Below are 25,629 nucleotides of genomic sequence, written 5' to 3' on the forward strand. Positions count from 1 at the left end.
TTTTAATGTCAAAAAACGGGCAGTTTAGCCGTCGATACGTGCCGCCATGTTTGCGATTGCCTTTTGGTAGACGCCTGCAGCATTCCATTCCTGAATAACAGCAAAGTTGGGTTGTCCTTGTTGGTAGCCAACACCCGGACGCCAGCCTTTCTGTCGCAGGAAATTCGCGGTCGAAGCCATCGCATCAGTAATGTTGTAGAAATCGACAACCCCGTCGCCATTGCCATCAACCCCATAGCGCAAGGCGTTGCCGGGCAGGAATTGCGTATGGCCAAGTTCGCCGTGCTTCGCGCCCTTGGTCGCGATCGTAATGGATCCCTGATCGACCAGCTTCAACGCGCCGATGGCATGAGGAATAAAGAACTCTGACCGGCGGCAGTCGAAGGCAAGGGTTGTGATCGACGATACCACGGACGAGTCGCCCATGAACCCGCCAAAGCCTGTTTCCATGCCATGGATCGCCAAAAGGATACCTGCGGGCACGCCGTACTGTTTTTCCAAAGACCCGTAGAAATTCGGGTTCTTCGCTTTCTTCCTGCGGGCTTGCGCGACGATCGTGTCAGCACCGCGGATTTGCATGAACTTTTCAAAGCTCAACTTGAAACTTTTTTGGTTCCTGTCCGCGTTGATCGTGCTTTGCGAATACTTGGTCGATTGAAGCGCTTGAAGGCCTCGTTTTCCCACGCCCGCTTTTTGGGCTTGCTTCGCAAAATCTGCCTTCCAAGCATCAAAGCCCGCGCTTGTATTGCTGCAAGGTGCGGCCGATGCGGTGGCTGCAAATAGGCTAAATAAAATTGCCGAGACCGAGGCTTTCATAAACAACTCCCCTAAAAGGTGTGGGTTGATGGTTTATACAGCTTAAGCCAGAAGGCAATGCTGGCGACCCACGAAAGTGATTATGCAAAGCTCATAAGGCTGGAAATTGTGCCTTGCACGTCCAGGGTGGCAAACAAACCGACCAAACCCATTGCCAAAGATGCTACACGAACGTCTTCACCACGCGCAACGTTGTAGATCACAACGGGCGCTGCCAATGGCAGTGAGAAGCTGGCAACGGCAATTGACACGGCCCATGCGGAAAGGCGCGCCTCTGTGGATTTCTCCTGAGCGTCGCCCTCAAATTCCGCCAATTCATTTTCACTCGCATCGCGCAGCATCATGTCACGGATATTGGCCTCGTAGGCCTGGATATGGGCATCGTGTTTTTGCGGCGCATCCGGGGAGTCGTTGACGTTTGCGGGAAGCGACGCCTGAGCTGTCTGAGTTGGACGAGGGCGCTTGGTTGCGCCTTGGGCTGTCACACGGCGCGGCTGTTGCGCTTGGGGTGTTTCAGGGGCCATGGCGTCAAGGAAATCAGCCGTGGGGATGCGGATGTTTGTATCCAGCCACACGATGGATTCCGGTTCGTGACGTTCGGCTAGCAGAGCGGTCACACGGGCCAGCGCCAACTGCATTTCAGCCACGTCTGAAGGTTTGGACGGTGTCAGGTGGACGGTGATCAGCGTTTCGCCAGCAAAGATTTGCGGCACAAAATCAAGGGAATAGTCTGCGCAGCTCAGACAAACACCGCTGATTGTTTCGACGGTATCGATCTTTAGCTGACCCACGGAATACATCGCTTTTTTGGCCGAGATCATAAGAACCTCAGTAGCAGGCAGGACAGTGTTTGGCAGAACCAGAGTGGCAGTGAATGTGGCAGACATTGTAATTCCCCGAGACTTTTTATCTTGTTTCTGAGGTATATAATTTTCGGAATTTATGTCTTTAATTTGCCCCTTTACGGCTATTCAGTCCGCAATTCTGAGCGTTCCAAGGTCATTTCGTGGCGAAAAAAGGTAACGACGTACCGTCATTTGCCAGATTTAACGGGTTTTCGTTTTGGATTTTGTCACAAACCGATAGCCACTCAGGCCGCACGATGACCTGTGTTAATTCGGAACACGAAAAAAGGGGCGCACGAAGCGCCCCTTTCTCAAATTTGACCAACAGAAGCTGATTAGCAGCTGTAGTACATCTGGTACTCGACCGGGTGCGGAGTGTGCTCGTATGTTTCGAGTTCTTCCATCTTCAGGTCAATGTAGCCGTCGATCTGGTCTTTTGTGAACACGTCGCCTGCCAGCAGGTACTCGTGATCTGCTTTAAGCTCGTCCAGAGCTTCACGCAGCGAGCCACATACTGTCGGGATACCTGCCAGCTCTTCCGCGGGAAGATCGTACAGGTTTTTGTCCATGGCTTCGCCCGGATCGATTTTGTTCTTGATGCCGTCGAGGCCGGCCATCAGCAGAGCTGCGAAGCAGAGGTAGGGGTTCGCGGACGGATCCGGGAAACGTGCCTCGACGCGCTTTGCTTTCGGGGATTCTGTCCACGGAATACGTACACAACCCGAACGGTTACGTGCAGAGTAGGCGCGCAGAACGGGGGCTTCGAAGCCCGGGATCAAACGCTTGTAAGAGTTTGTCGACGGGTTGGTGAAGGCGTTCAGCGATTTCGCGTGCTTCAGGATACCACCGATGAAGTACAGAGCTTCCTGAGACAGGTCTGCGTATTTGTCGCCAGCAAAGAGCGGCTTGCCGTCTTTCCAGATCGACATGTTGCAGTGCATGCCTGTGCCGTTGTCGCCGTAGATCGGCTTCGGCATGAAGGTTGCGGATTTGCCGTACGCGTCTGCCACGTTGTGGATGACGTACTTGTACTTCTGCAGGTTGTCGGCTTGCTCGGTCAGCGTGCCAAAGATCATGCCCAGCTCGTGCTGACAGGACGCCACTTCGTGGTGGTGCTTGTCAACTTTCATGCCGATGCGCTTCATTGTGGACAGCATCTCGTTACGGATGTCCTGAGCAGCGTCTGTCGGGTTGACCGGGAAGTAACCGCCTTTGACACCAGGGCGGTGGCCCATGTTGCCCATTTCGAAGTCGGTGTCTGTGTTCCAAGCTGCGTCGATTGCGTCAACTTCGAAGGACACTTTGTTCATCGAGTTCGAATACTTGACGTTGTCGAACAGGAAGAATTCAGCTTCCGGACCCCAGTAGGATACGTCACCGATGCCCGAGGACTTCAGGTACGCTTCCGCTTTCTGCGCTGTGCCGCGCGGGTCACGGTCGTATGCTTCGCCTGTATCGGGCTCAACAACGGAGCAGTGCAGACAGATTGTCTTTTCTGCGTAGAACGGGTCGACGTAGACAGAGTCTGTGTCGGGCATCAGTTTCATGTCGGAAGCTTCGATCGACTTCCAACCTGCGATGGAGGAACCATCGAACATGAAACCTTCTTCCAGGAAGTCTGCGTCAACCTGGTCTGCCATTACTGTTACGTGCTGAAGCTTGCCACGCGGATCGGTGAAGCGGATGTCGACATACTCGACGCCCTCGTCTTCGATCATCTTGAGAACTGCGTCCTTGCTCATTCCCTTAGTCCCTTTCTGTCTTCTGGGTCTGGTGTGTTGTTGGATTTAAAGCGCGTCGGAACCGGACTCACCGGTACGGATGCGGATCGCCTGTTCAATCGGCGATACAAAAATTTTGCCGTCACCGATTTTGTCGGTTTTAGCTGCGTTGATGATAGCGTCGATCGCGCCGTCAACCTGATCGTCGTCCAGAACGACTTCGATCTTCACCTTGGGAAGGAAGTCGACGACGTATTCAGCACCACGATAAAGCTCTGTATGGCCTTTTTGACGTCCAAAGCCTTTTACCTCGACGACCGAGAGACCCTGAATGCCTGCATCCTGCAGAGCTTCTTTAACTTCGTCCAATTTGAAAGGCTTGATGATCGCTTCGATCTTTTTCATGCCTTGCCTCCTTCCGATGTGTTTGAAACGCTCAGACCACGTTGCTTTCCGGGCTACAATGAACGGATGACCAAAATTGCAGCGATTCACGGTGTGAGTTCTGCTTCGAGATTAAAAAATAGTCAATGCGACCAAAAAATGGGCAAAAGTGAATCGCGGCGTTATGGCAAAAAATGAGCTAGTCACGGCGTCCCAGATGCGGGCGATGGAAAAACGAGCAATGGATGCCAATGAGGTGTCTGGACTGACCTTGATGGAACGGGCGGGCAGGGGCGTTGTCAGCGCGATTCTGCACAAATGGCCCGGCGGTCAGGCGACCTTTGCTCAGGCAGTTGTGCTGTGCGGGCCGGGCAATAACGGCGGTGATGGCTATGTCATTGCGCGTTTGCTGAAAGAAGCCGGCTGGAACGTACTCGTTTTTGCCTTGGGCGCGCCGACATCGTCATCACCGGACGCTTTGGCCAATCGCCAGCTATGGGATGGGTTGGGCAGTGTATCGCCTCTATCGGAGGCCTTGGATTTGCCTGCTGGTCAGACGTTGCTGATTGACGCGCTGTTCGGCACTGGGCTGACGCGTCCGGTTGCTTTGCCGATGAACACATGGGCGGCCAATGTGCGTGACGCCGGTGGCGCAGTCGTCGCGGTCGATATTCCTAGTGGCCTTTGCAGTGATTCTGGGCGTGTCATCGGCGAACAGGCATTGCAGGCCGACCTGACGGTGACTTTTCATAAGCGCAAACTTGGGCATTTTCTGGCAGAGGGGCCTGCAACCTGCGGATCGCTGGTTTGCTCTGATATTGGGCTGCGAGCCGACGATTGGGATGAGCCGTTGTGCAGGTTGATTGATCGACCAGATCGGAATCGAATCCTCAAATCGACCGGCCACAAATTTTCATACGGTCATGCTTTGGTGCTGTCCGGCGGCGCGGGCAAAAGCGGTGCCGCGCGACTTTCGGCGATGGGGGCGCTGCGAATCGGGGCAGGGCTGGTGACCATCGGCGCCACGAAAAGCAGCCTGTCTGAAATCGCTCAGGCGATCACATCTTTGATGGTAACTGAAATCGACGATGCTCGCGATCTTGGCGAAACGCTACAAGATCCACGTTATTCATCTTTGTGCCTAGGTCCGGGATTGGGTTTTGAACGTGCCAGAACCTTGGTTCCTGCGGCCTTGGCGTCAAAGCGCCCAACTGTTCTGGACGCAGATGCACTAAGCGCGTTTGCCGATGTGCCTGATGACCTTTTGTCTGGCCTTCACGAAGACTGCATTCTGACACCTCATGGCGGCGAATTTGCCCGTTTGTTCCCTGACTTTGCCTCGCAGCTTGCAGAGGCCGCGATGTCAGGACCTGCCTATTCCAAGGTTGATGCCGCACGCGACGCTGCAAAAACTGCCGGATGCATGGTTTTGTTGAAGGGGCCTGACACCGTGATTGCCGCGCCTGATGGGCGTGTCGCAATCTGTGCGTCAGTCTATCAGGATGCCGCACCTTGGTTGGCAACCGCTGGGTCAGGGGATGTGCTGGCAGGCTTTATATGTGGGCTTTGGGCGCACGGCGGGGATCTTTTCCGATCCGCCTGCGATGCGGCCTGGCTACATGCAGAGTGCGCGCGGACATTCGGGCCCGGATTAATCGCCGAAGATATTCCAGCCATGATTCCAAGGGTGTTGAAAGAATTAGGGCCCCAGTAAGGGGCCCGATCCGTTACGCGTCGACTGTTGCCAGTTGCGAGGAAGCGACCTCGATCCCGTCGGCATAGACGATGTGGGGGGTGTCGAAGATCAGCTCGCACAGCGTCATTTCAACGTCACCCAGATTGCTGACAAACTCGCCATCAACCAGACGCGACGCAGGAACCAGTGCCTGAGCGCGACCGAAGATCGCCTTGGCGCGCCAATCACGGATCAGAATATTCTGGGACGCGGGAAACACAGCGTCACGGTCAGGGCGGGAATTACCCAGTGAACCTGCGCGAATGCCCACTGCGGGAACCTTGCGCTTGGTGACTTTGATGTCGACCAGCTTGGCAAAGCCGCTGTCACGGGTGATCACACGATCGCCGGGGGAAAGAAATTCAACGGGCAATGCACCATCAAGCGTCAGGACAACTGTCCCCGCAGTAAGCGCATTTGGGCGTTGGATAGATTCGTGGCGCGTTGGGGAATCCCCATCTGCGCACCGGACCGTTTTCGGTTCCATAGGTGCATTCCTGTCTGTTCTGCCTCATTTTTTCGTCACAATACGGCAAGAATGCGTAAATGTCGCGTTCTTTGTGAGCTAATTTTTCCTCTCGCATCCTCTTTCCTCCTTTGCTAGAGAACGCCGGAACAGGGGCTGTGCCATGGCGCAGCCCCGACAGGTTTATGCGGGTGTGGCGAAATTGGTAGACGCACCAGATTTAGGTTCTGGCGCCGCAAGGCGTGGGGGTTCAAGTCCCTCCACCCGCACCAAAGGACGAGAAAAGGATCGGAACATGCAGGTCACTGAGACCCTGAACGAAGGCCTGAAGCGTGAATACGCCATTACAGTGACGGCTGAGGAGCTTGAGGCGAAGGTCAACGAGAAACTCGCCGAAGCGCAGCCCGAAGTGGAAATGAAGGGCTTTCGCAAAGGCAAGGTGCCGATGGCGCTGCTGAAAAAGCAGTTCGGTCAGCGCGTACTGGGCGAATCGATGCAAGAAGCCATCGACAACGCCATGAGCAAACACTTCGAAGAATCGGGTGACCGCCCTGCGATGCAGCCTCAGGTCAAAATGACCAACGAGGACTGGAAAGAAGGCGACGACGTCAACGTCGAGATGAGCTACGAAAAGCTGCCTGAAATCCCCGAAGTCGATTTTTCCAAAGTCGAAGTCGAGAAGCTGGTTGCGAAAGCAAGCGAAGACGAAGTCACAGAAGCCCTGAAAAACCTTGCTGAAACAGCGCAAGACTTCCAGGACCGTAAAAAAGGCACCAAGTCGCAGGACGGCGATCAGGTTGTCATCGACTTCGTTGGTAAAGTTGACGGCGAAGCGTTCGACGGTGGTTCTGCCGAAGATTACCCGCTGGTTCTGGGTTCGAACTCTTTCATCCCCGGCTTCGAAGAGCAGCTGGTTGGCCTGAAAGAAGGCGAAGAAAAAGCTGTCGAAGTGACGTTCCCCGAAGAGTACGGCGCGGAAAACCTTGCAGGTAAGCCCGCTGTGTTTGATGTGACTGTCAAAGCTGTGAAAAAGCCCGTTGCCGCGGAAATCGACGACGAGCTGGCCAAGAAATTCGGTGCGGACGATCTGGAAGCACTGAAAGGCCAACTGCGCGAGCGTCTGGAAGCCGAATACGTTGGCGCAGCACGCGCTGTCATGAAGCGTGGCGTTCTGGATGCGCTGGACGGTCTGGTGACCTTCGAACTGCCGCCGAGCCTGGTGGAAGCGGAAGCTGGCCAGATTGCACACCAGCTGTGGCACGACGAAAACCCTGACGTTCAGGGCCACGACCACGACAAGATCGAGCCGACAGACGAGCACAACAAACTGGCCGAGCGTCGCGTACGCCTTGGTCTGCTGCTGGCGGAAATCGGTCAGAAGGCCGAGGTTGAAGTGTCTGATGCAGAGCTGACACAAGTTATCATGCAGCAGGCGCGTCAGTACCCGGGTCAGGAGCGTCAGTTCTTTGATTTCGTTCGTCAAAACGCACAAATGCAACAGCAGCTGCGCGCGCCGATCTTCGAAGATAAGGTCATCGACCACATCGTAGAAGGCGCGAAAGTGACTGAAAAAGAAGTCTCCAAAGACGAACTTCAGGCAGCTCTGGACGCTCTGGAAGACGAATAAGATCCAAGCAGGATCTAAGAATAAAGAAGGCCGTCCAACTGGGCGGCCTTTTTCTTTTGTCGGGTATGATCAGAAGTCTGCGGCAATTCTCAGATCGCGTAAGGGGCGAACAATCGAAATACATTGTTGATAGATAGGATGCGCATGATAGGCCTTTAGCGCGTCTTCATCGTCGAACTCGGCGTACAAAACGATGTCGACATCGTCAGAAAACCTGTCGGCGCGAAGGTTTCTGCGCACTTCGAAGTGCCGTGCACCCGGAACGTTTTTTAGCATCTCTAGGCCTGCCATGATCCGATCGACGTCCTGCTTATCCTTGGCGCTGAAAAACACGACGTGACGAATGAAATCACGTTCGGGGGTATTTGCCATGTTTCACTCCATTCGGTCACTGCCTGTGTGTCAGGCTCGGCTTACCCTGTGATTCAATGGACGGCCAGAGGGACGAAAGTGACAGTTTGGCGCATCAAAAAAGCCGCGCAAATCATTGCGCGGCTTCGAAATTTTGAAAAAGACGGGCCTGATTAGGCGTTGTCTTCTTCTTCAGCGGCTTCCGCAGCGGGGGCTTCCTCGCCGTCGTCGTCCATCTGAGCAGCACCGATATCGTCGAACAGTTCGGAGATTTCGAATTCTGCTTGTGCTTCTTCTTCAGCAGCCAGTTCCTGGATGCTTTTGCCGGACGCCTGCAGTTCGGCCTCTTCCTCGGAACGTGCAACGTTCAGAGAAATTGTGACCATAACTTCGGGGTGCAGGTGAACTTCTACTTCGTGCAGACCCAGTTCTTTGATGGGCGCGCGGATCAGAACCTGCTTGCGGTCGAGGGTGAAGCCTTCGGCTGTTGCAACGTCGGCTGCGTCACGTGTTGTAACGGAACCGTACAGGTTGCCACCGTCGGACGCCTGACGAATCACAACGAACTGCTGACCGCCAAGTTTTTCAGCCAGTGCTTCGGCTTCTTTCTTGGTTTCCAGGTTGTTCGCTTCCAGCTGCGCTTTCTGTGCTTCGAACTGAGCGATGTTCTCTTTCGAAGCTGTCAGCGCTTTGCCCTGCAGCAGCAGGTAGTTGCGTGCGTAACCGGGCTTAACGTCTACGACGTCGCCCATCTGGCCAAGCTTGGCCACGCGTTCAAGAAGGATAACTTGCATTGATCAGTCTCCTTATTTCACGGCGTAGGGCAGAAGAGCCAGGAAACGGGCGCGCTTGATAGCACGTGCCAGTTCACGCTGTTTCTTGGCCGATACGGCAGTGATACGGGACGGAACGATTTTGCCACGCTCAGAGATGTAGCGCTGCAAAAGTTTTGTGTCCTTGTAGTCGATCTTGGGCGCGTTCTCACCAGAGAACGGGCAGACCTTGCGACGGCGGAAAAATGGTTTTGCTGCCATGTCTTAGCTCCTTTTCTCGGGATTAGTTGCGGCGCTCGCGACGGCCGTCGCGTTCGTCTTTTTTCTGCATCTGAACCGACGGGCCTTCTTCGTGTTCGTCGACCTTGATGGTCAGAACACGCATGACGTCGTCATGCAGGCGCATCAGGCGTTCCATTTCCTGAACAGCGTCCGCGGGGGCGTCTGTTTTCAGGAAGGCAAAGTGGCCTTTGCGGTTCTTGTTGATCTTGTATGCGAGGGTCTTAACACCCCAGTACTCGTTCTCAACGACCTTACCGCCGTTGTCTGTCAGTACTGTTGAGAAGTGTTCGATCAGACCTTCAGCCTGCGCGTTGGACAAATCCTGACGCGAGATAAAGACATGCTCGTATAGCGGCATGTGAACTCCGTTCATTTTCAAGCGCATTTCATAGGGCAGGCTACTCATCCTTCCGCACCTACCCACGAGAGACTGCGCGGTTCATAACGTTCCGCGAAAGGACGCCCCGATATACATGGATATGACCGGAAGACAAGCCTGTTGTTGGCTGTCGGGCCGCCGCAATCGGGCCTACGTGATTCCATCCGAACGCCCAAGTTTCGTCGCCATTTTTAATAAAGGTTTAAGAAACAACAAAACCACGAGGTGGGTCAGATGAGTGCAGTAGATCACGGCTTTGAAGCAGCGCAATCCCGCGAATACACCGGTGTGAACTGGATCAAAGCCTGCGCCGCTTTTTTCGGCGTTGCTCTGTGCCTTGCGGGTGTCGGGATGTGGATCGTACCGCAGGTTGAACCGACAGCGTCTATGCTGTTGATGAAATTCGGTGTGACAGTGGTTGAAATTTCAGCAGGAATTGGCTTTTTGCTGATTGCGCGCACAGAAACTTAAAGTTCCGTTCATCCGCGCACAGATCATGTTGGAAAACCTAGAATTGTAGGTTGGTCCGATTGCGCACATCTCTGGGACATAACTTTTGTTCCGGAGTAAACGATGAAAAAATCTGTTGCATTCGCACTCGCACTGATGGCGGCACCGGTCGCAGCCTTTGCTGCGCCTGAAAAGTACGAACTTGATTCCAGCCACAGCCAGATCCTGTTCGAATACAACCACTTGGGCTTTTCCACGACCTACGGCATGTTCTCGGGCTTCGCCGGCGAGATCATGTTTGATCAAGAAGATCCTGCGAACTCTTCTGTAAACGTATCTTTCCCTGTCCGCTCGATGCTGACAGGCTGGGAAGAGCGTTTCCAACACTTCATGGCCGATGACTTCTTCGGCGCAGATGAAGATGAAATGGTTACCTTCACGTCCAAGTCGATTGAGGTTACAGGCGACAACACAGCCCTGATCACTGGTGACCTGACACTGAACGACGTCACCAAAGAAGTCGTTCTGGACGCCACGCTGACACAAGCAATGGACCACCCGATGGCGAACAAGCCGTGGGCGGGTTTCACAGCGACAACAACGTTGCTGCGCACCGACTATAACCTTGGCATGTTCGCCCCCTACGTGGGTGACGAAGTTAAGGTGAACATCTCCATCGAGGCGATGAAAGCTGAGTAACGAGTAAGCGTATCACTCACGCTGTGCCCGTCATCCTTAGGGATGGCGGGCTTTTTCTTTTATCAGCGTCTGAATATGGTTTTCCGAATGACCCTCGAATGAACCATGGCCAAAGACTGCTACGGTTGTTAGCTCAGGAAGGTCAGGGAAATAGTACACGGCGTTGCTGGAAAACGGTCCACTGCCGGAATGCCCAATCGCACGACCCGCGTCGCCCATTACCCCCGACATCACGCCCAATCCGTACCCGCAGCGTGTCCATGGTCGACCCTCTAGCGCACCGCCAAGGTCGATACAGGTGTTCATCGTTCTGAACTGATCAGGTGACAAAAGGCGGCTAGTGGCGATGGCATCCATCATCAATGCGGCCTCTTCAGGCGTGCCGACAAGGCATCCGTGATAGACCCACTTGGGATCGTATCGTTTGGCTTCTGGCCAATGCACCTTAGAAAACTCTTGCGTAGTTTCAGCAAGGAAAACGTTGCTTAGCCCTAAGTGGTAGGCCAACTCCTGTACATGTTTGGCCAAGCTTTTGCCGGTCAGGTCTTCGATCCTACGGCGGGCCAACGCGTAGCCATAATTCGAATAGCACCAATTTGGCTGTTTGATTTGGGGCAGGGACCTGACCCGCGCTTGCATATCTCCAAAGCCCCAAGCGGTTTCGCCTGCAGCGACCGCGATGTGGTATTCCGGCAGATCGCAGTAACACGGAAGACGGGCGGTATGACTCAGCAACTGGTGCAGTGTGTACGTGGCGTTGGGAAGTGGCAGGTTCAGATCGACACCTGCGCGCAGGGCGATTACGGCCAGAACGGATTTGCTGAAACTCCACCACGGGAAAACTGTATCAGGCCGCCCTTGGGTAAGGACGACCTGACCATTTTTCACAATGCACGCGTGAAAGTCCGAGGATGGCTTGGCCTGTTTCATCAGGCAAAGGTGGGCTTAATCCGCTTTCTCGGCAACCAGTTTCACCGACACATCAACCCGCAGTCCAAGCTGAGTGCCATCGGCCATGTTTTCACCGACGCCATAGTTCAAGCGTTCTAGCGTCGTGCGGCCTTCCATCGTGGCGATCCCGTCCTGAATGGTCATCTGGAATGGCATCGTCACCGGCATGGTCTCGCCTTTCAGCGTTAAAGTGCCTTCTGCCGCATAGCCATCGGCCACGTTCAGGATATCGGCCTGAAAGACTGCGGTCGGGAAGGTTTCAACCGCCAGAAAGTCGCTACCGACCGCTTGCGATGTCACCGATCCCAAAGCGATCGAACCAGTTGCGATTTCGACCGTCACTTCGCCGGTCTTGCCTGGGGCGTCCTGTTCTTCGAACGCGATATCGGCGGTCCACTGTTCAAATGTACCCTCAACCGCGCTGCCCATCTGCTGGATGGTGATGGCCAGTGTGCCGTCCTGAACCGTCCATTGGCTATCGACCTCTGCCAATTCGGCGGCATCAGTCGGACGTGGTTCCCGTTCTTCGAACATGCCCATCGCTGTGCCCGCCGACAGCATCACCGCCCAAACGCCAAGCGCAAGCGTGGCGCTGAACGCGTGGCTGGTTTTAGGGGCTTCGGTCGTGCCAGCAGGAACACCCTTGGTCATACGCGACAGCGTCGGGTCTTTGTCAACAACCTGGTGCTTCATTGCGCCCGCCACATGCAGGGCAACAGACGCCCAAAGAACCCAGTTCAGCACTTCGTGTAATGTCGACGCCACATGCGCGAGGCTTTCGGACTTGGGCACAAACGGCAGGGATTGACCGAAAGGCCACCAGATCGGCGCAAAGCCCGACGTTGCCGCGTGATAGACCCAGCCGGACAGGGGGACCAACAGGATCGATCCGTAAAGCAACCAGTGCACGGTTTCCGCGGCCAGCGTTTCCAGCTTGCGTTCAGGATGCAACGGGGTAGGGCGCGGCTGTGTCAGGGCCCACAGGATACGGGCCAAGGCGATAAAGAAGATCAGCACGCCGATTGTTTTGTGGGTCGAGAACAACGTCACTTTGGTCGCCAGTTCGGATTCGGTGCCATACGGCCATTCCTCGGCAATCAATCCACTCGCGATTAGGAAAAAAATTCCCAATGCGGTCAGCCAGTGAAACAAACGTGCGACAGCGCCGTATTGAAATGCGGTGTTTTGGGCTGGCATGCGATTCCTCGTTAAAAATAGGGGCAAAGTGACCTTGGGTCAGGTTTTGCAGTTAGTCCTGAGATAGTTCAACGCTGCAAGGACAGGAATTGTTTCAACCACACAACCCCTGTGCATCTGTGCAAAGCGTTGCGCCTCGGGGTCACTGCCGATATTGGGGTTAAAACAAATTCGAAGAGGACACGATGAGCCGAGCTTTCGTTTTTCCCGGTCAAGGGGCGCAAACTGTAGGAATGGGCCGCGATCTGGCCGATGCATATCCGGTGGCAAAGGCCGTTTTTGACGAAGTCGACGATGCTCTGGGCGAAAAGCTGAGCGATCTGATCTGGGACGGCGACATTGAAACACTGACCCTGACGGCAAACGCGCAGCCTGCGCTTATGGCGACCTCTCTGGCCGCGTTCCGCGCGCTGGAAGCCGAAGGCGTGACCATCTCGGCGGCATCTTATGTTGCTGGTCATTCGCTGGGGGAATATTCCGCATTGGCGGCTGCTGGCGCACTAACCGTGTCTGACTGCGCGCGTCTGCTGCGGACCCGCGGCAAAGCAATGCAAGAGGCAACGCCCGTCGGCACAGGTGCCATGGCCGCTATTCTGGGCCTTGATCTGGACGCAGTGCGCGAAGTGGCTGATGCCGCAGCGCAAGGCGATGTCTGTCAGGCCGCGAACGACAACGATCCTGCACAGGTTGTTGTATCCGGTGACAAAGCCGCCGTTGAACGTGCCGTTGAGATCGCCAAGGAAAAGGGTGCGAAACGCGCGTTGCTTCTGCCTGTGTCCGCACCGTTCCATTCGGCTTTGATGGCCCCTGCGGCCGAAGTGATGAAATCGGCACTGGCCGAGGTTGCGATCAGCGCACCTGCCGTGCCTGTTGTTGCAAACGTCCGCGCCGAGGCGGTGAACGATCCTGAAACCATTCGTCAACTGTTGGTCGAACAAGTCACGGGCTCTGTCCGCTGGCGTGAATCGGTTCAGTGGATGGCGTCGCAAGGCGTGACAGAGGCTTGGGAAATCGGAGCAGGCAAAGCATTGTCCGGTATGATCAAGCGCATCCACCGGTCTGTTGCGACCCGTGCCGTGGGCACGCCCGCCGACGTGACCGCGGCTGCAGAAGCTTTGGCGTAAAGAATTAAGATCCGCGCTGAACGCGCAGGGAAGGAGAAAATTATGTTCGACCTGACAGGAAAATGCGCCCTGATCACCGGCGCGTCCGGTGGTATCGGCGGCGAGATCGCAAAATCGCTGCACGCAGCTGGCGCAACCGTTGGTCTTTCGGGCACCCGCGAAGCGCCGCTTCAGGAACTCGCCGCGACCCTTGGCGATCGTGCACATGTCCTGCCGTGCAACCTGTCTGACGCAGATGCAGTCAACGCGCTGCCCAAACAGGCGGCTGAGGCGATGGGCGCTGTCGACATTCTGGTCAATAACGCTGGCATCACACGCGACAACCTGTTCATGCGCATGTCCGAAGACGAATGGAACGCGGTGCTTGAGGTCAACCTGACCGCAACGTTCCGCCTGTGCAAAGGCGTGCTGCGCGGCATGATGAAGTCCCGGTGGGGCCGTATCGTGAATATCTCGTCCGTGGTTGGTGCAACTGGCAACCCGGGTCAGGGTAACTATGCGGCCGCGAAAGCCGGTATGGTCGGCATGTCCAAGTCGCTGGCCTATGAGGTCGCGTCCCGTGGTATCACTGTAAACTCTGTTGCACCCGGTTTCATCGAAACCGCGATGACTGACAAACTGAACGATGATCAGAAATCTGCCATCCTTCAGCAAATTCCGGCGGGCCGTATGGGCACGTCTGAAGAAATCGCTGCTGCTGTTCTATATCTTGCAAGCCCCGAGGCCGGTTATGTGACCGGCTCGACCTTGCATGTGAACGGCGGGATGGCGATGTTGTAACAACGCTGGCCGCTTTGTCGGTCCCGCAATGTCGGGAAAGCGTTTGCCAAACTGAGCGCTTGTGCTATAGGCGCTCGCAGTTTTAAAGCCCGATGGGGGTGGGGGCTTCGGCCTTTGTCTTTTCGGGGGACAACCGCCCGCAAGGGTAAATCGCTCCAGCCCATATGGGCTTTGGGCAACATGGGCGACACGGCCCAAACGAAATGTGAGGAAAGAACATGAGCGATATCGCAGATCGCGTGCGTAAGATTGTGGTCGAACATCTCGGCGTTGAAGAAGAGAAAGTCGTCGAAGGCGCTTCCTTCATCGACGATCTGGGCGCAGACAGCCTTGACACTGTTGAGCTGGTAATGGCGTTCGAAGAAGAATTCGGCATCGAAATCCCCGACGACGCGGCTGAAACAATTCAGTCCTTCGGCGACGCGGTAAAGTTCATCAAAGAAGCGGCATAAGCCTTTCTTTGATCCGAGTAGAAACGGCGCTCTGGTTTCAGAGCGCCGTTTTCTTTTGTCAGATGGTTTTCTGTCAGGTCGTCGGTTCGCCGTCGGGCAGCGTATCGGCCTTCACAGCGCCCCGTTGGCCCAGAATGCGTTCTTCACCCACAGTAGTGTCCGGACGCGCCTGATGTTCCATCTCGGCATTCAGGGTGGCCCCCAGAAGAACGATGTAGGCCGACATCCAAAGCCACGTCAGCAGCACAATCACACCGCCCAACGCCCCGTAGGTTTCGTTGTAGGTGCCAAAGTTCTGCGCATAGATAGAAAAGGCGTTTGTGGCGATCATCCACAAAACCGTCGCTATCAGTGCGCCTGGTGACACCCAGCGCCACTTTGCACTGCGCCGCGACGGTGCATAGCGATAAAGAAACGAAAAACCCCCGACGATCAGAATAGTCACGATCAGCAAGCGGCCCAGCGTGACAGCCATTTCAACTTCGGGCGGGATCCAAAAGAACTTCAGAACGACGGGCAAAACGATCATCAGGCCAGTCGACACCAAAACGCCGAAAATCAGACCCAGCGCCATGCCCACGGCTGTCAGATTCAGGGCTAGAAAGCCGCGTTTCTCCTTTTCGCCGTAGGCCACGTTCAGGCCCGACATCAGCGTTTTTACGCCCTTTACGGCGCCGTAGTACGCCAGAAGGAACGACACCAGCGCTGCCAACCCTGTGCGCGTCGTATCGCCACCGGCCACGTCCAGCACCTGTTCCTGAAGGATGCCCGCCGCGTCGGGCGGCAATACCTCTGCCAGTTGGTCCAACTGGTTGGTCACATCGACAGGATCTAGGAAAAAGCCCGCAATGGACACCAAAGCGGTAAATGACGGGAAAATCGCGAGAAGCCCGAAAAAGGCAACGCCAGCCGACACGACCGACACATGGTCTTCGGTCACGCGCTGAAAAAGGCGCTTCACAATCTGGAACCATCCCTGTCGCGGGATGTGATGCGGTTTGTGTGCGTCGTGTCCGTTCACGGGCCTGCCTTGTACAAGGATCTTTCTGATCAACGTATGACACAAGCCTCGGTTCCGGCATAAGCGAAAAGGCAAAAGAAAAAGCCGCCGGTCAGCGATGTGACCGGCGGCTTTCGGGGACTTCGCTGCTAAATCAGCCGTCGAAGTTGATTTCTTCCATGATTTTCAGGGCATCAGCGCGCAACGCTGCCAGATCCATCAGGTTCACTTGGTCTGTGGTGAAATCACCCCAGGACTGAACCAGTTCGGAACGATCTACACCGGCTTTGACAGGGAATTCATAGTTGGTTTCCGCGTAAACGTGCTGTGCTTCGTCGGACGCCAGGAATTCCATGAATGCTTTTGCGTCTTCTGCGTGCGGAGCCGCTTTGGTCATTGCAACGCCGGATACGTTCATGTGTGTGCCGCCTTCAGCAAAGGACGGGTACACAACGTTGACCGAGTTCGCCCATGCTGTCTGCTCTTCGTCTTCCAGCATTTTGCCCATGTAGTAGGTGTTGCCCAGCGAGATATCGCATTCGCCCGCCCAGATCGCCTTAACCTGTGCGCGGTCGTTGCCTTGGGGCTTGCGTGCCAGGTTGTTTTTCAGGCCCTGCGCCCATTCCTTGGCCGCGTCATAGCCGTGGTGATGGATCACAGCGGACAGTAGAGCAAGGTTGTAGGGGTGTGTGCCGGAACGGGTGCAGATTTTGCCTTCCCACTTCGGATCGGCCAGATCTTCGTATGTTGTGATTTCCGCAGGATCGACGCGATCTTTGGACGCGTAAACGATACGGGCACGTGTTGTAACGCCGAACCACTGGTTGCCCGGATCACGGAACTCTGCCGGGATAGCCGCGGCAAGAACGTCGCTCTCAACCGCTTGTGTGACGCCAGCATCCACTGCTTGGCTCAGGCGGGAAATGTCGACGGTCATGATGATGTCGGCGGGGGAACGGTCACCCTCAGCCTGAAGGCGTTCGGTCAGACCCTTGTCGAGGTACACAACGTTGGTTTCGATGCCAGTCGCTGCAGTGAACGCATCTGTGATCGGTGCAATCAGTTCAGGCTGACGCTGAGAGTAGATGTTCACTTCCGCAGAGGCAGAGGTTGCAGCCATAACAAGGGCCAGAGCTGTCATCGAATAACGGGTCATTGGGTAACTCCAATTGGGTGTTAGATTACCTCGCCTAATGCCTGACTAAAAAACTCAGGTCAATACCCGAATAAATTAATCGGAAATATTTCGCCCAGCCTTATCCAGCGCTTTGGCTTCATCCCAAAGGGCGTCCATTTCCTCTAGTGTACTGTCCGAAGGATGCCGTCCGTCAGCGGCCAAAGATTTCTCTATGTACTTAAAACGACGCGTAAATTTTGCGTTTGCCGCCCGAAGTGCCTTTTCCGGATCGACATCCAGATGGCGGCCCAGATTGGCCATCACAAACAACAGGTCCCCGAACTCTTCTTCCAGATGTTCTGGGTTTATGGCTTGGGCCACTTCCTGTGCTTCTTCCACCAGTTTGTCCAAAACCATCGAGGTTTCCGGCCAGTCGAATCCTACGCGGGCCGCGCGTTTTTGCAGTTTTACAGCGCGCATCAGCGCCGGCAGGCCCATAGCGACACCGTCCAGAACGCCGCCTTCGGATTTCGCCGCGCGTTCGGCGGCTTTGACTGCTTCCCAGTCTTTCGTTTGCTGCTCTGCGGACTTCTGGTTTGATTCATCGCCAAACACATGGGGATGGCGCGACACCATTTTGTCCGAGATGGCATTTACAACGTCATTGAACGCGAATAGCCCCATGTCTTGTGCGATCTGCGCGTGAAAGACAGACTGGAACAGAAGATCGCCCAACTCGTCCTTCAGCTCATCATAGGCCTTGCGTTCGATCGCGTCGGACACTTCGTGCGCTTCTTCAATTGTGTAGGGGGCGATGGTTTCAAAGCTTTGTTCCACATCCCACGGGCAGCCGGTTTCCGGATCACGCAATCTGCGCATAATCTCAAGCAGACGTTCCATGCCGGCCTCAGAGTTGTGAACCAAATTTTCGCTCATGGCGATTGCCCTTCCTTCATCGTCGTGACAAGCCTGAACCACGACCAAAGGAGTGTCCAGACATGGCCGTAGTGAATCGCATCGCCGCTTATCAGGAAGAGATGAAGGGATGGCGTAGGCATCTGCATCAGTACCCTGAATTGGGGCTGGACTGTTATGACACAGCGGCGTTTGTCGTTGAGCGCCTTAAAGAATTCGGTGTCGACGAAATCCATACCGGCATCGCGGAAACCGGCGTCGTGGCGTTGATCCATGGGCAGGAAAAAGGCGGCGTGACAGGGCTTCGCGCCGATATGGATGCCTTGCCGATGGAGGAAGAGACCGGCGCTGAATATGCGTCGAAAATTGCCGGAAAAATGCATTCATGTGGGCATGATGGCCATACGACGATGCTTTTGGGGGCGGCCAAATACCTTGCCGAGACGCGCAACTTCTCTGGCACGGTGGCTCTGATTTTCCAACCGGCAGAAGAAACCATCGGCGGCGGCGGTCTAATGGTCGACGAAGGCATGATGGAACGCTTCGGCATCGAAGAGGTTTACGCCCTTCATACTGACCCGAATGGCGAGGTCGGGACGTTCAGCACCTGTCTGGGTCCGATCATGGCCGCTGTGGACGATTTTGACATCGTTTTGCGCGGGAAAGGCGGGCATGCGGCCCATCCTGATGAAAACATTGATCCCATTCCTGCGGCCCTGAGCATCGGCATGGCGCTGCAGACGATCAGTTCGCGCAATGCCGATCCTTTGGGGGCTATTGTCGTGTCGCTGACGCAGGTACAGGCGGGCTCGGCCAAGAATGTGACGCCGGAAACGGTGCTTTTGGCGGGCACGGTGCGAACCTTTGATCCTGCAATCAGGGAAATGGCCGAAAAGCGTCTGCGTGAAATCGTTCAAGGGCAGGCGGCAAGTTATTGTTTAACGGCGGAAATCGATTATCAGAAGTCCTATCCGCCAACCATCAATCACGCGGCTCAAACAGAATTTGCCGTCGCTGTCGCGTCTGAGGTTTGCGGTTCCGAAAACATCATTGACGACATAAAACCCTCTATGGGCGCAGAAGATTTTTCGTATATGCTGAATGCACGACCCGGGGCATATTTGCAGATCGGACAGGGGCTCGGTCCGTCGCTGCATCATCCGAAATTCGACTTCAACGACGAAATCACGCCACTCGGAGCAAGCTTTTTTGCCCGCCTCATTGAAACACGCCAGCCGCTGAATAAGGACTGAATGAATGGCACTGGAAGACGCAAAAAACCAGATTGATCATGCGTTTACGCGTGAAAGTGCGCGTGGTTTAAGCTATGAAAACGCCTTTGCTGGCGCGCCATCTTTCCTGCGTCGTCGCTATACCAAAGACCTGTCCGGTGTCGATCTGGCCGTCACGGGTATTCCGTTTGATCAAGCGGTGACAAACCGGCCTGGTTGCCGCTTTGGCCCACGGGCGATCCGTGAGGCGTCGAGTCTGCAACCCTATGATCCGCCTTACGGTTGGGATTTCGATCCGTTATCGGAATTTTCCGTTATTGATTATGGGGATATGGCGTTTGATTACGCAAAAACATCAACTGTTCCAGCGGGCATCACGAGCCACATCAAGACCATCTTGGATGCTGGTGCTGCGTCCCTGACGTTGGGGGGTGATCACTTCATCACTCTGCCGATCTTGCGTGCCTACGTCGAAAAATTCGGGCCGCTCGCAATGGTTCAGTTCGATGCGCATTCCGACAGTTGGGTCGACGATGATCCGGACAGGATTGATCACGGGACGTTTGTGTACAAGGCCGTGAAAGAAGGGCTGATCATTCCTGAACGCTCTGTATCTATCGGTATTCGCACAACAAATCCTGATACAATGGGCGTCAACATCATCGACGCCCCCGAGGTGCATCGCGCAGGCCCCGATACGGTCGCTGCCAAAATCAAAGACATCGTGGGTGACACCCCGTGCTATCTGACCTTTGACATCGATTGCCTTGATCCGGCCTTTGCACCGGGTACGGGTACGCCGGTGTGGGGCGGTTTAACTTCGGGTCAAGCGGCGTTGATCTTGCGGGAAATCGCCGGTTTGAACGTTGTGGGTGGTGATGTGGTTGAAGTATCACCAGCTTACGATACGACTGGTGCGACGGCTGTCGCCGGAGCGCATGTGGCGATGGAAATCCTGTGCCTCTGGGGCTGGACGCGTCGTGGTTCTGAATAAGTGACACTGGTTTTTCGATAACACCGGCACAACAGGTGGGAAGAGTTGAAAGTGTTCTTTTGGGTGATAATCGCAGTCGTCATTGGCGGCTTGGCTTATATCCGGCTTGCGCCGTCCGATCCTGCTATCTGGAACACTGATCCACAGGTTCTGTCGGATCAGGATCTTCGTGATGGCGTGCGCCGTCGTTTTGAGGGCGACGAAGAGCTGATGGCGCGTCTTGAACGCATCATCCTTTCATCGCCTCGTACCGATAAGCTTGCTGGTTCTGTCGAAGAAGGCCGCGTGACCTATATCACGCGGTCCAAGTGGATGGGCTTTCCAGATTACACCACTGTTCAACTGGTGGACGGGGATATCGAGCTGTACGCACGCCTTCGGTTCGGGCGCTCAGACCTTGGGGTCAATAAGGCGCGTGTCGATGGATGGCTTGCGACGCTCGGGCAGTAGGCGCGACGATACGCATCCTTCGTGCAGTTCCCGCCACATGGGCACGTTCAGCGACATCTGACATTGCGCCGTAAAGCTCCGCCCATCGACATGCAGGCAAATCTTGTCACCTAGTTCTACGCGCCCGCCGGTGCTGTCTGTGCAGTAACACGGGATGGTCGTGCCATTGGGTGTGACAACATCCGCCGCAACCGGGATCAGCGGCACCGTGCAAAGGCACGTTATCAGGATGATGCCAGCGCGTAACATTCTTTGATCCTAGCACACGAACAGCCCTTGACCAAAACCACACGGTCATGAACAGAACATCCTATGGTTCCTGAAGATAGACTGATCCAAATCCTGCAACGCTTCGAATTTGTCGAAGCCAGCATGTCCTCTGGGGCAGGCGATATCGCCGCCCTTGGTCGCGAGTATGCCGAGCTGAAGCCTGTCGTTGATCAAATCCGCGACTGGCAAGCGCTGGAAGAAGGTATTGCCGAAGCACAACAAATGCTGGCCGATCCGGAAATGAAGGATCTGGCGCAAGAGGAATTGCGCGAATTGCAGGCCGCACGCCCTGAGGCAGAGCACAAGCTGAAGATCGCACTTCTTCCCAAGGACAAGGCCGATGCGCGCCCAGCCATTCTGGAAATCCGTCCTGGTACAGGGGGCGACGAAGCCGCGCTGTTCGCGGCGGATTTGCTGCGCATGTATCAGCGGTATTCCGAAAGCCGCGGCTGGACGTTCGAGATGATCGAAGAACAGATGACGGAACTGGGCGGCGTCAAAGAAGTGATCGCGCGGGTCACAGGCGATGCGGTTTTCGCCCGTCTGAAGTTTGAATCCGGCGTGCACCGCGTGCAGCGTGTTCCGGCAACGGAATCCGGTGGGCGCATTCATACCTCTGCCGCGACGGTTGCCGTTCTGCCAGAGGCGGAAGACGTTGATATCAAGATTGAAGCCAATGATATCCGGATCGATACAATGCGGTCGTCCGGCGCGGGCGGGCAGCATGTGAACACCACGGACTCGGCCGTGCGCATCACGCACCTGCCGACGGGCATCGTGGTCACCAGTTCCGAGAAATCCCAGCACCGGAACCGCGAAATCGCGATGCAGGTTCTGCGGACGCGCCTGTTTGATTTGCAGCGCCAGCAGGCTGATTCCGAACGTTCCGCTGACCGTAAGGCGCAGGTGGGAAGCGGGGACCGGAGCGAACGCATCCGGACCTACAACTTCCCGCAAGGTCGTATGACGGACCACCGGATCAACCTGACGCTTTATAAGCTGGATCAGATCATGCAGGGCGATCTCGATGAAATCATCGACGCGCTGACCGCAGACGCACAGGCAACGTTGCTGGCGGATTTGGGAACATGACCGGTTCTGAAATTCTGGCGGAAGCGACCAGAAAGCTGGTCGATGCGGGCATTCCCGATGCAGGGCGCGATGCCAGACGGCTTTTGGCCCATGTCCTGAAAGTTCCGATGGGGCGTCTTACGCTATTTCTGCCCGAGGATGTCGATCCTGAGCTGACCGTTGTCTATCGTGTTCTGATCGAACGCCGTACCGAACGCGTGCCGGTGTCACATCTGACGGGGCGCCGTATGTTCTATGGCCGTGATTTTATCGTTTCAAAAGATGTACTCGATCCGCGTCCTGAAACCGAAACGCTGATCGAAACGGCACTGGCCGCACCATTCGGCCGTGTACTTGATTTGGGCACAGGTTCTGGCTGTATCCTACTGACGTTGCTTTTGGAAAATGAAGCGGCCGAAGGTGTTGGCGCAGATTTAAGCCCCGAGGCACTGAATGTCGCCTATTGGAACAGCAATGCCTTGGGATTGGAACCGCGTAGCACGCTGCGTGCCGGATCCTGGTATGAGGCTTTGGGGCCAGATGAGCAGTATTTTGATCTGATCGTCTCCAATCCGCCCTACATTGCGCTTAGCGAAATGTTCGGCCTTGAACCCGAAGTCCGCGATCACGAACCGCGCATGGCCCTGACCGATGGCTCGGACGGTCTGAGCGCCTACCGCGTCATCACAGCTGGCGCGCCGCATCATTTGTTGGAAGGCGGACGCCTGATTGTCGAGATCGGGCCAACACAAGGGCAGGCTGTATCCGAAATGATGCGCAAGGTCGGCTTTAACAATGTCCAGATCACCTGCGATCTTGATGGTCGCGACCGTGTCGTTCAGGGCGTCTGGGTCGGTTAGTGTGCGACTTATTGCTAAAAGACGCTCTAAAACCATGTTTTTTGCTTGTTAAAACGTGCCTGACATGTTTACTCAGTACCTGTTAGGTCGTTGGACGAACGCTTTTTGTCCCGCCTGACAGCAAGCCAGACAAGTGGTGTGATCCGATAAGGCGCTTTTTACGCCTGCGAACGGGGACACGATAACAGTCAAAACAGGACTGAAGCACAAAGATGCGATCTTCCAAATCACGCTCGCGGTCGAAGTCGAACCGCAATCGTTCTTCGGTGGGCAATGTAGTTAACCGAGTATTCGACTCGTCCGGTCCGGACGGTAAGGTTCGCGGGACACCGCAGCAGATCATCGATAAATACAATCAGCTGGCGCGGGACGCTCAGTTGGCCAACGACCGTGTTGCCACTGAAAACTTCCAGCAGCACGCTGAACATTACATGCGCCTTCTGTCCGAAGCGCAGCGCGAACAAGAGCAGCGCCGCGAACAGCAAGAGCGTGAGAACCGCGAACGTCAGGCACAGCGTGATCGTGAACGTGGGGACAACAACCAGTCCTCAGATGATGCGCAGCCTCAGTCCGATGAGCAGCCGTCAACCGATCAGGGCAAAGAAAACGCTCCGCGCCAGAACAACCGTCGGAACAACCGCAACAAACCTGCGATTGAACAAGACGTTCTGGATCTGAGCGACGACGACGATTCCAATCTGGTGGATACGCCTGAAAGCGCCGCTGAGGCCGAGCCTGAGCCCAAGCCGAAGGCCAAGCGCAAGCCGCGGAAAAAGCCCGAGCCGAAAGAGACAGACGCGTCCGATGCACCTGTTGCAGACGCGGCCGATTAAGTGATCTAGGCCCGTGCGTCTTTCAATGCGCGGGCCAAAGCACAAAACTGCTCCAGTGACACCTGTTCGGCGCGCTCTGTCGGCGAAATACCTGCACTGGTCAGCAAATCCTCGATATCCGGATGAACACCTTTCAACGCAGCACGCAGCATCTTGCGGCGCTGGTTGAATGCTTTCGCCACGACGTACTCTAATGTCTTGGCATCGGCCTCGTACCGCGGCGCGGGTAGGGCTGTTAGATGGACGACAGCAGACGACACCTTGGGTGGCGGTGTGAAGGCACCGGGTGGCAGGCTGATCGCGATCCGCGCATCGCTGCGCCACTGGGACAGCACAGCCAAACGGCCATAGGCCTTTGATCCGGGCGTTGCGACGATGCGCTCGGCGACCTCGCGTTGGAACATCAGCGTCATGCTGGACCAGAACGGCGGCCATTCTTTCGGCGTCAGCCAGCGCACCAACAGTTCAGTCCCCACGTTGTAGGGCAGGTTGGCCGCAATGCGGATTGGGGGCGTCAGGTGTTCCAGCGGATTGATTTCGAGCGCATCACCTTCGATCACTTCCAGCCGACCGGGATAGGCCGCTGCGATTTCAGCCAAGGCGGGCAGGCAACGATGGTCTTTTTCAATCGCCAGCACCTTGCGTGCGCCTTCGGCCAAAAGACCACGGGTCAGACCACCGGGGCCCGGGCCAATTTCAAGCACATCGGTTTCGGTCAGATCACCTGCCTGACGCGCGATTTTTGCGGTCAGATTCAGGTCCAACAGAAAGTTCTGGCCCAAAGATTTGCGCGCAGACAGCCCATGTGTCGCGATCACGTCCCGTAACGGGGGAAGATTGTCGATACCAGCCATGTGTCTGTCCTACCTGATGCGCGCGGAATGGATCAGAACGATCCACCTGCCATGTGCCACGCCATCTTCAGCGCCTCAATAGTCGAAGACGGATTAGCCAACCCTTTGCCCGCAATATCAAAGGCAGTTCCGTGATCGGGCGACGTCCGGATGAATGGCAGGCCAAGCGTGACATTGACGCCTTTGTCAAAATCCAGCGTCTTGATCGGGATCAGCGCCTGATCGTGATACATGCAGATCGCAGCGTCATAATGGCGACGTGCCTCGGCGTGGAACATCGTATCTGCTGACATCGGACCAGCGATGGCCATGCCTTCGTCTTCCAGTTTCTGGATCACAGGCAGGATCATATCCAGATCCTCGCGCCCCATGCGTCCGCCTTCGCCCGCATGCGGGTTCAGACCGGCCACGGCAAGTCGCGGATCGGCAATGCCGAACTGATCTTTCAACGCGCGGTATGTGATCCGGATACGCGTTTCCAACAGGTCTGCTGTCAGTGCGTCGGGAACGTCCTTGATCGGGATGTGGATGGTCACAGGAACCACGCGCAATTGCTCGGACGCCAGCATCATCACAACATCGGCGCCGCCGGCCAAGGCGGACAGAAACTCGGTATGGCCGGGGTAGGCAAAACCGGCACCTTCCTGCAGGGCCTGCTTGTGAATAGGCAGCGTACAGATGGCCGATGCGTCGCCGGACTGAACTAGGCGCACAGCGGTCTCGATGGCGTCGATGACTCCTTGTGCCTGTTGCGGCTGCGCCTTGCCCGCGACCCTTGGCCCGTCGAATGCGATGGGCAATACTGGCACACCTTGCGTGACAGCGTCAGGCACCTCGGACAGGTCACTGATGATCTGAACAGGCGTATCTTCCGGCAGATGCTCGGGCGCGCCAAGATAGGCAAAGGGAATGTGCCCGCCCAGCAGACGCCACGCGGCAACGGCCAGTTCAGGGCCGATGCCAGCAGGTTCGCCGCAGGTCAGGGCAATAGGCTTGGGCAA

At 55.8% G+C, this 25,629-nt stretch carries 30 protein-coding genes and 1 tRNA gene; 14 read left to right on the top strand and 17 right to left on the bottom strand.

The features are described 5' to 3' along the window. Window positions 1–24: 24 nt before the first annotated feature. The 4 genes from AC4FIA_RS05840 to AC4FIA_RS05855 all read right to left on the bottom strand — a co-directional run bounded on the left by AC4FIA_RS05840 (window position 25) and on the right by AC4FIA_RS05855 (window position 3,787). Window positions 25–816, bottom strand: coding sequence for a lytic murein transglycosylase (locus AC4FIA_RS05840; RefSeq protein ID WP_103909675.1), 792 nt, complete (start codon window positions 814–816; stop codon window positions 25–27). An 80-nt stretch (window positions 817–896) separates the two neighbouring features. Beyond that, entirely contained in the window at window positions 897–1,703 is an 807-nt protein-coding gene (locus AC4FIA_RS05845) for a hypothetical protein (protein ID WP_490365068.1), read from the bottom strand. Between the two features lie 293 nt (window positions 1,704–1,996). Next, window positions 1,997–3,403, bottom strand: a complete 1,407-nt coding sequence (gene glnA, locus AC4FIA_RS05850; RefSeq protein WP_287475890.1) for a type I glutamate--ammonia ligase — start codon at window positions 3,401–3,403, stop codon at window positions 1,997–1,999. Between the two features lie 45 nt (window positions 3,404–3,448). Beyond that, window positions 3,449–3,787: a P-II family nitrogen regulator gene (locus AC4FIA_RS05855; protein ID WP_103909678.1), complete on the bottom strand. Its 339-nt coding sequence runs from the start codon at window positions 3,785–3,787 to the stop codon at window positions 3,449–3,451. A 163-nt stretch (window positions 3,788–3,950) separates the two neighbouring features. On the opposite strand from AC4FIA_RS05855, the gene AC4FIA_RS05860 reads away from it, so the two are divergent. Then, window positions 3,951–5,480 carry an NAD(P)H-hydrate dehydratase gene (locus AC4FIA_RS05860; protein ID WP_490365069.1) on the top strand — a complete coding sequence of 510 codons (1,530 nt, stop codon included), beginning with the start codon at window positions 3,951–3,953 and terminating at the stop codon, window positions 5,478–5,480. Between the two features lie 13 nt (window positions 5,481–5,493). On the opposite strand, the gene AC4FIA_RS05865 is transcribed toward AC4FIA_RS05860, so the two are convergent. Continuing rightward, the gene (locus AC4FIA_RS05865) at window positions 5,494–5,988 is read right to left on the bottom strand and encodes a Hint domain-containing protein (protein ID WP_490365070.1); all 495 of its coding nucleotides are present in this window, start codon (window positions 5,986–5,988) and stop codon (window positions 5,494–5,496) included. Between the two features lie 166 nt (window positions 5,989–6,154). Between AC4FIA_RS05865 and AC4FIA_RS05870 the strand changes: the two genes are divergently transcribed. Both AC4FIA_RS05870 and tig read left to right on the top strand, forming a co-directional pair. After that, window positions 6,155–6,239: transfer RNA gene (locus AC4FIA_RS05870), tRNA-Leu, on the top strand. A gap of 23 nt (window positions 6,240–6,262) precedes the next feature. After that, window positions 6,263–7,594, top strand: a complete 1,332-nt coding sequence (tig, locus tag AC4FIA_RS05875) for a trigger factor (protein WP_490365071.1) — start codon at window positions 6,263–6,265, stop codon at window positions 7,592–7,594. A gap of 69 nt (window positions 7,595–7,663) precedes the next feature. Here tig and AC4FIA_RS05880 read toward each other — a convergent pair whose 3' ends face one another. The 4 genes from AC4FIA_RS05880 to rpsF form a co-directional block, all read right to left on the bottom strand. Beyond that, complete coding sequence (locus AC4FIA_RS05880) at window positions 7,664–7,966, bottom strand: Dabb family protein (protein ID WP_490365072.1); 303 nt, start codon at window positions 7,964–7,966, stop codon at window positions 7,664–7,666. A 152-nt stretch (window positions 7,967–8,118) separates the two neighbouring features. After that, window positions 8,119–8,739, bottom strand: a complete 621-nt coding sequence (gene rplI, locus AC4FIA_RS05885) for a 50S ribosomal protein L9 (RefSeq protein WP_103909683.1) — start codon at window positions 8,737–8,739, stop codon at window positions 8,119–8,121. A gap of 12 nt (window positions 8,740–8,751) precedes the next feature. After that, on the bottom strand, window positions 8,752–8,979 hold the full coding sequence (gene rpsR, locus AC4FIA_RS05890) for a 30S ribosomal protein S18 (protein ID WP_009805008.1): 228 nt from the start codon (window positions 8,977–8,979) through the stop codon (window positions 8,752–8,754). A gap of 22 nt (window positions 8,980–9,001) precedes the next feature. Further along, complete coding sequence (gene rpsF / locus AC4FIA_RS05895) at window positions 9,002–9,358, bottom strand: 30S ribosomal protein S6 (RefSeq protein ID WP_490365073.1); 357 nt, start codon at window positions 9,356–9,358, stop codon at window positions 9,002–9,004. 255 nt (window positions 9,359–9,613) lie between these two features. Between rpsF and AC4FIA_RS05900 the strand changes: the two genes are divergently transcribed. Next, entirely contained in the window at window positions 9,614–9,850 is a 237-nt protein-coding gene (locus AC4FIA_RS05900) for a hypothetical protein (RefSeq protein WP_490365074.1), read from the top strand. Window positions 9,851–9,952: 102 nt separating this feature from the next. Beyond that, the gene (locus AC4FIA_RS05905) at window positions 9,953–10,528 is read left to right on the top strand and encodes a YceI family protein (protein ID WP_490365075.1); all 576 of its coding nucleotides are present in this window, start codon (window positions 9,953–9,955) and stop codon (window positions 10,526–10,528) included. A gap of 36 nt (window positions 10,529–10,564) precedes the next feature. Here AC4FIA_RS05905 and AC4FIA_RS05910 read toward each other — a convergent pair whose 3' ends face one another. Together AC4FIA_RS05910 and AC4FIA_RS05915 are read right to left on the bottom strand one after the other, a co-directional pair. Next, window positions 10,565–11,458 carry a serine hydrolase domain-containing protein gene (locus AC4FIA_RS05910; protein ID WP_490365076.1) on the bottom strand — a complete coding sequence of 298 codons (894 nt, stop codon included), beginning with the start codon at window positions 11,456–11,458 and terminating at the stop codon, window positions 10,565–10,567. A 15-nt stretch (window positions 11,459–11,473) separates the two neighbouring features. Next, entirely contained in the window at window positions 11,474–12,676 is a 1,203-nt protein-coding gene (locus tag AC4FIA_RS05915) for a cytochrome b/b6 domain-containing protein (protein ID WP_490365077.1), read from the bottom strand. A gap of 185 nt (window positions 12,677–12,861) precedes the next feature. Here AC4FIA_RS05915 and fabD point away from each other — a divergent pair, with 185 nt between their 5' ends. From fabD to AC4FIA_RS05930, 3 genes are all read left to right on the top strand, one after another. Next, window positions 12,862–13,800: an ACP S-malonyltransferase gene (fabD, locus tag AC4FIA_RS05920; RefSeq protein ID WP_490365078.1), complete on the top strand. Its 939-nt coding sequence runs from the start codon at window positions 12,862–12,864 to the stop codon at window positions 13,798–13,800. Between the two features lie 42 nt (window positions 13,801–13,842). Continuing rightward, entirely contained in the window at window positions 13,843–14,580 is a 738-nt protein-coding gene (fabG, locus tag AC4FIA_RS05925) for a 3-oxoacyl-ACP reductase FabG (protein WP_103909689.1), read from the top strand. A 218-nt stretch (window positions 14,581–14,798) separates the two neighbouring features. Then, entirely contained in the window at window positions 14,799–15,032 is a 234-nt protein-coding gene (locus AC4FIA_RS05930; RefSeq protein WP_490365079.1) for an acyl carrier protein, read from the top strand. A 73-nt stretch (window positions 15,033–15,105) separates the two neighbouring features. Here the strand turns inward: AC4FIA_RS05930 and AC4FIA_RS05935 are convergent, their stop codons facing one another. The 3 genes from AC4FIA_RS05935 to mazG form a co-directional block, all read right to left on the bottom strand. Continuing rightward, a complete protein-coding gene (locus tag AC4FIA_RS05935; protein ID WP_490365080.1) occupies window positions 15,106–16,053 on the bottom strand; it encodes a YihY/virulence factor BrkB family protein in 948 nt (315 codons plus the stop codon). 133 nt (window positions 16,054–16,186) lie between these two features. After that, complete coding sequence (locus tag AC4FIA_RS05940; RefSeq protein WP_490365081.1) at window positions 16,187–17,188, bottom strand: Fe(3+) ABC transporter substrate-binding protein; 1,002 nt, start codon at window positions 17,186–17,188, stop codon at window positions 16,187–16,189. 75 nt (window positions 17,189–17,263) lie between these two features. After that, window positions 17,264–18,085, bottom strand: coding sequence for a nucleoside triphosphate pyrophosphohydrolase (gene mazG, locus AC4FIA_RS05945; RefSeq protein ID WP_490365082.1), 822 nt, complete (start codon window positions 18,083–18,085; stop codon window positions 17,264–17,266). A gap of 62 nt (window positions 18,086–18,147) precedes the next feature. On the opposite strand from mazG, the gene AC4FIA_RS05950 reads away from it, so the two are divergent. The 3 genes from AC4FIA_RS05950 to AC4FIA_RS05960 all read left to right on the top strand — a co-directional run bounded on the left by AC4FIA_RS05950 (window position 18,148) and on the right by AC4FIA_RS05960 (window position 20,740). After that, entirely contained in the window at window positions 18,148–19,317 is a 1,170-nt protein-coding gene (locus tag AC4FIA_RS05950; RefSeq protein ID WP_490365083.1) for a M20 aminoacylase family protein, read from the top strand. Between the two features lie 4 nt (window positions 19,318–19,321). Continuing rightward, complete coding sequence (gene speB, locus AC4FIA_RS05955) at window positions 19,322–20,290, top strand: agmatinase (RefSeq protein WP_490365084.1); 969 nt, start codon at window positions 19,322–19,324, stop codon at window positions 20,288–20,290. A 63-nt stretch (window positions 20,291–20,353) separates the two neighbouring features. Continuing rightward, entirely contained in the window at window positions 20,354–20,740 is a 387-nt protein-coding gene (locus AC4FIA_RS05960; RefSeq protein ID WP_490365085.1) for a DUF1499 domain-containing protein, read from the top strand. On the opposite strand, the gene AC4FIA_RS05965 is transcribed toward AC4FIA_RS05960, so the two are convergent. After that, window positions 20,681–20,989 (bottom strand): hypothetical protein, encoded by a 309-nt coding sequence (locus AC4FIA_RS05965; RefSeq protein ID WP_490365086.1) that lies wholly within the window; start codon window positions 20,987–20,989, stop codon window positions 20,681–20,683. The two genes, AC4FIA_RS05960 and AC4FIA_RS05965, sit on opposite strands and share 60 nt — an antisense overlap. Window positions 20,990–21,052: 63 nt before the next feature. Here AC4FIA_RS05965 and prfA point away from each other — a divergent pair, with 63 nt between their 5' ends. The 3 genes from prfA (at window position 21,053) to AC4FIA_RS05980 (ending at window position 23,774) form a co-directional block, all read left to right on the top strand. Beyond that, entirely contained in the window at window positions 21,053–22,102 is a 1,050-nt protein-coding gene (gene prfA / locus AC4FIA_RS05970; protein ID WP_490365087.1) for a peptide chain release factor 1, read from the top strand. After that, entirely contained in the window at window positions 22,099–22,941 is an 843-nt protein-coding gene (gene prmC / locus AC4FIA_RS05975; RefSeq protein ID WP_490365088.1) for a peptide chain release factor N(5)-glutamine methyltransferase, read from the top strand. The genes prfA and prmC overlap by 4 nt, the downstream gene beginning before the upstream one ends. 212 nt (window positions 22,942–23,153) lie before the next feature. Beyond that, a complete protein-coding gene (locus AC4FIA_RS05980; RefSeq protein ID WP_490365089.1) occupies window positions 23,154–23,774 on the top strand; it encodes a DUF4167 domain-containing protein in 621 nt (206 codons plus the stop codon). A 5-nt stretch (window positions 23,775–23,779) separates the two neighbouring features. Here AC4FIA_RS05980 and rsmA read toward each other — a convergent pair whose 3' ends face one another. Together rsmA and pdxA are read right to left on the bottom strand one after the other, a co-directional pair. Then, window positions 23,780–24,628, bottom strand: coding sequence for a 16S rRNA (adenine(1518)-N(6)/adenine(1519)-N(6))-dimethyltransferase RsmA (gene rsmA / locus AC4FIA_RS05985; RefSeq protein WP_490365090.1), 849 nt, complete (start codon window positions 24,626–24,628; stop codon window positions 23,780–23,782). A gap of 32 nt (window positions 24,629–24,660) precedes the next feature. After that, window positions 24,661–25,629: a 4-hydroxythreonine-4-phosphate dehydrogenase PdxA gene (gene pdxA / locus AC4FIA_RS05990; protein ID WP_490365091.1), complete on the bottom strand. Its 969-nt coding sequence runs from the start codon at window positions 25,627–25,629 to the stop codon at window positions 24,661–24,663.

Source organism: Thalassococcus sp., from assembly GCF_982780845.1.

Bases quoted from the DNA above. Each gene is read 5' to 3' on its own strand.
- AC4FIA_RS05840 (WP_103909675.1), bottom strand. From the start codon at position 816: ATGAAAGCCTCGGTCTCGGCAATTTTATTTAGCCTATTTGCAGCCACC.
- AC4FIA_RS05845 (WP_490365068.1), bottom strand. From the start codon at position 1,703: ATGTCTGCCACATTCACTGCCACTCTGGTTCTGCCAAACACTGTCCTG.
- glnA (WP_287475890.1), bottom strand. From the start codon at position 3,403: ATGAGCAAGGACGCAGTTCTCAAGATGATCGAAGACGAGGGCGTCGAG.
- AC4FIA_RS05855 (WP_103909678.1), bottom strand. From the start codon at position 3,787: ATGAAAAAGATCGAAGCGATCATCAAGCCTTTCAAATTGGACGAAGTT.
- AC4FIA_RS05860 (WP_490365069.1), top strand. From the start codon at position 3,951: ATGGCAAAAAATGAGCTAGTCACGGCGTCCCAGATGCGGGCGATGGAA.
- AC4FIA_RS05865 (WP_490365070.1), bottom strand. From the start codon at position 5,988: ATGGAACCGAAAACGGTCCGGTGCGCAGATGGGGATTCCCCAACGCGC.
- tig (WP_490365071.1), top strand. From the start codon at position 6,263: ATGCAGGTCACTGAGACCCTGAACGAAGGCCTGAAGCGTGAATACGCC.
- AC4FIA_RS05880 (WP_490365072.1), bottom strand. From the start codon at position 7,966: ATGGCAAATACCCCCGAACGTGATTTCATTCGTCACGTCGTGTTTTTC.
- rplI (WP_103909683.1), bottom strand. From the start codon at position 8,739: ATGCAAGTTATCCTTCTTGAACGCGTGGCCAAGCTTGGCCAGATGGGC.
- rpsR (WP_009805008.1), bottom strand. From the start codon at position 8,979: ATGGCAGCAAAACCATTTTTCCGCCGTCGCAAGGTCTGCCCGTTCTCT.
- rpsF (WP_490365073.1), bottom strand. From the start codon at position 9,358: ATGCCGCTATACGAGCATGTCTTTATCTCGCGTCAGGATTTGTCCAAC.
- AC4FIA_RS05900 (WP_490365074.1), top strand. From the start codon at position 9,614: ATGAGTGCAGTAGATCACGGCTTTGAAGCAGCGCAATCCCGCGAATAC.
- AC4FIA_RS05905 (WP_490365075.1), top strand. From the start codon at position 9,953: ATGAAAAAATCTGTTGCATTCGCACTCGCACTGATGGCGGCACCGGTC.
- AC4FIA_RS05910 (WP_490365076.1), bottom strand. From the start codon at position 11,458: ATGAAACAGGCCAAGCCATCCTCGGACTTTCACGCGTGCATTGTGAAA.
- AC4FIA_RS05915 (WP_490365077.1), bottom strand. From the start codon at position 12,676: ATGCCAGCCCAAAACACCGCATTTCAATACGGCGCTGTCGCACGTTTG.
- fabD (WP_490365078.1), top strand. From the start codon at position 12,862: ATGAGCCGAGCTTTCGTTTTTCCCGGTCAAGGGGCGCAAACTGTAGGA.
- fabG (WP_103909689.1), top strand. From the start codon at position 13,843: ATGTTCGACCTGACAGGAAAATGCGCCCTGATCACCGGCGCGTCCGGT.
- AC4FIA_RS05930 (WP_490365079.1), top strand. From the start codon at position 14,799: ATGAGCGATATCGCAGATCGCGTGCGTAAGATTGTGGTCGAACATCTC.
- AC4FIA_RS05940 (WP_490365081.1), bottom strand. From the start codon at position 17,188: ATGACCCGTTATTCGATGACAGCTCTGGCCCTTGTTATGGCTGCAACC.
- mazG (WP_490365082.1), bottom strand. From the start codon at position 18,085: ATGAGCGAAAATTTGGTTCACAACTCTGAGGCCGGCATGGAACGTCTG.
- AC4FIA_RS05950 (WP_490365083.1), top strand. From the start codon at position 18,148: ATGGCCGTAGTGAATCGCATCGCCGCTTATCAGGAAGAGATGAAGGGA.
- speB (WP_490365084.1), top strand. From the start codon at position 19,322: ATGGCACTGGAAGACGCAAAAAACCAGATTGATCATGCGTTTACGCGT.
- AC4FIA_RS05965 (WP_490365086.1), bottom strand. From the start codon at position 20,989: ATGTTACGCGCTGGCATCATCCTGATAACGTGCCTTTGCACGGTGCCG.
- prfA (WP_490365087.1), top strand. From the start codon at position 21,053: ATGGTTCCTGAAGATAGACTGATCCAAATCCTGCAACGCTTCGAATTT.
- prmC (WP_490365088.1), top strand. From the start codon at position 22,099: ATGACCGGTTCTGAAATTCTGGCGGAAGCGACCAGAAAGCTGGTCGAT.
- AC4FIA_RS05980 (WP_490365089.1), top strand. From the start codon at position 23,154: ATGCGATCTTCCAAATCACGCTCGCGGTCGAAGTCGAACCGCAATCGT.
- rsmA (WP_490365090.1), bottom strand. From the start codon at position 24,628: ATGGCTGGTATCGACAATCTTCCCCCGTTACGGGACGTGATCGCGACA.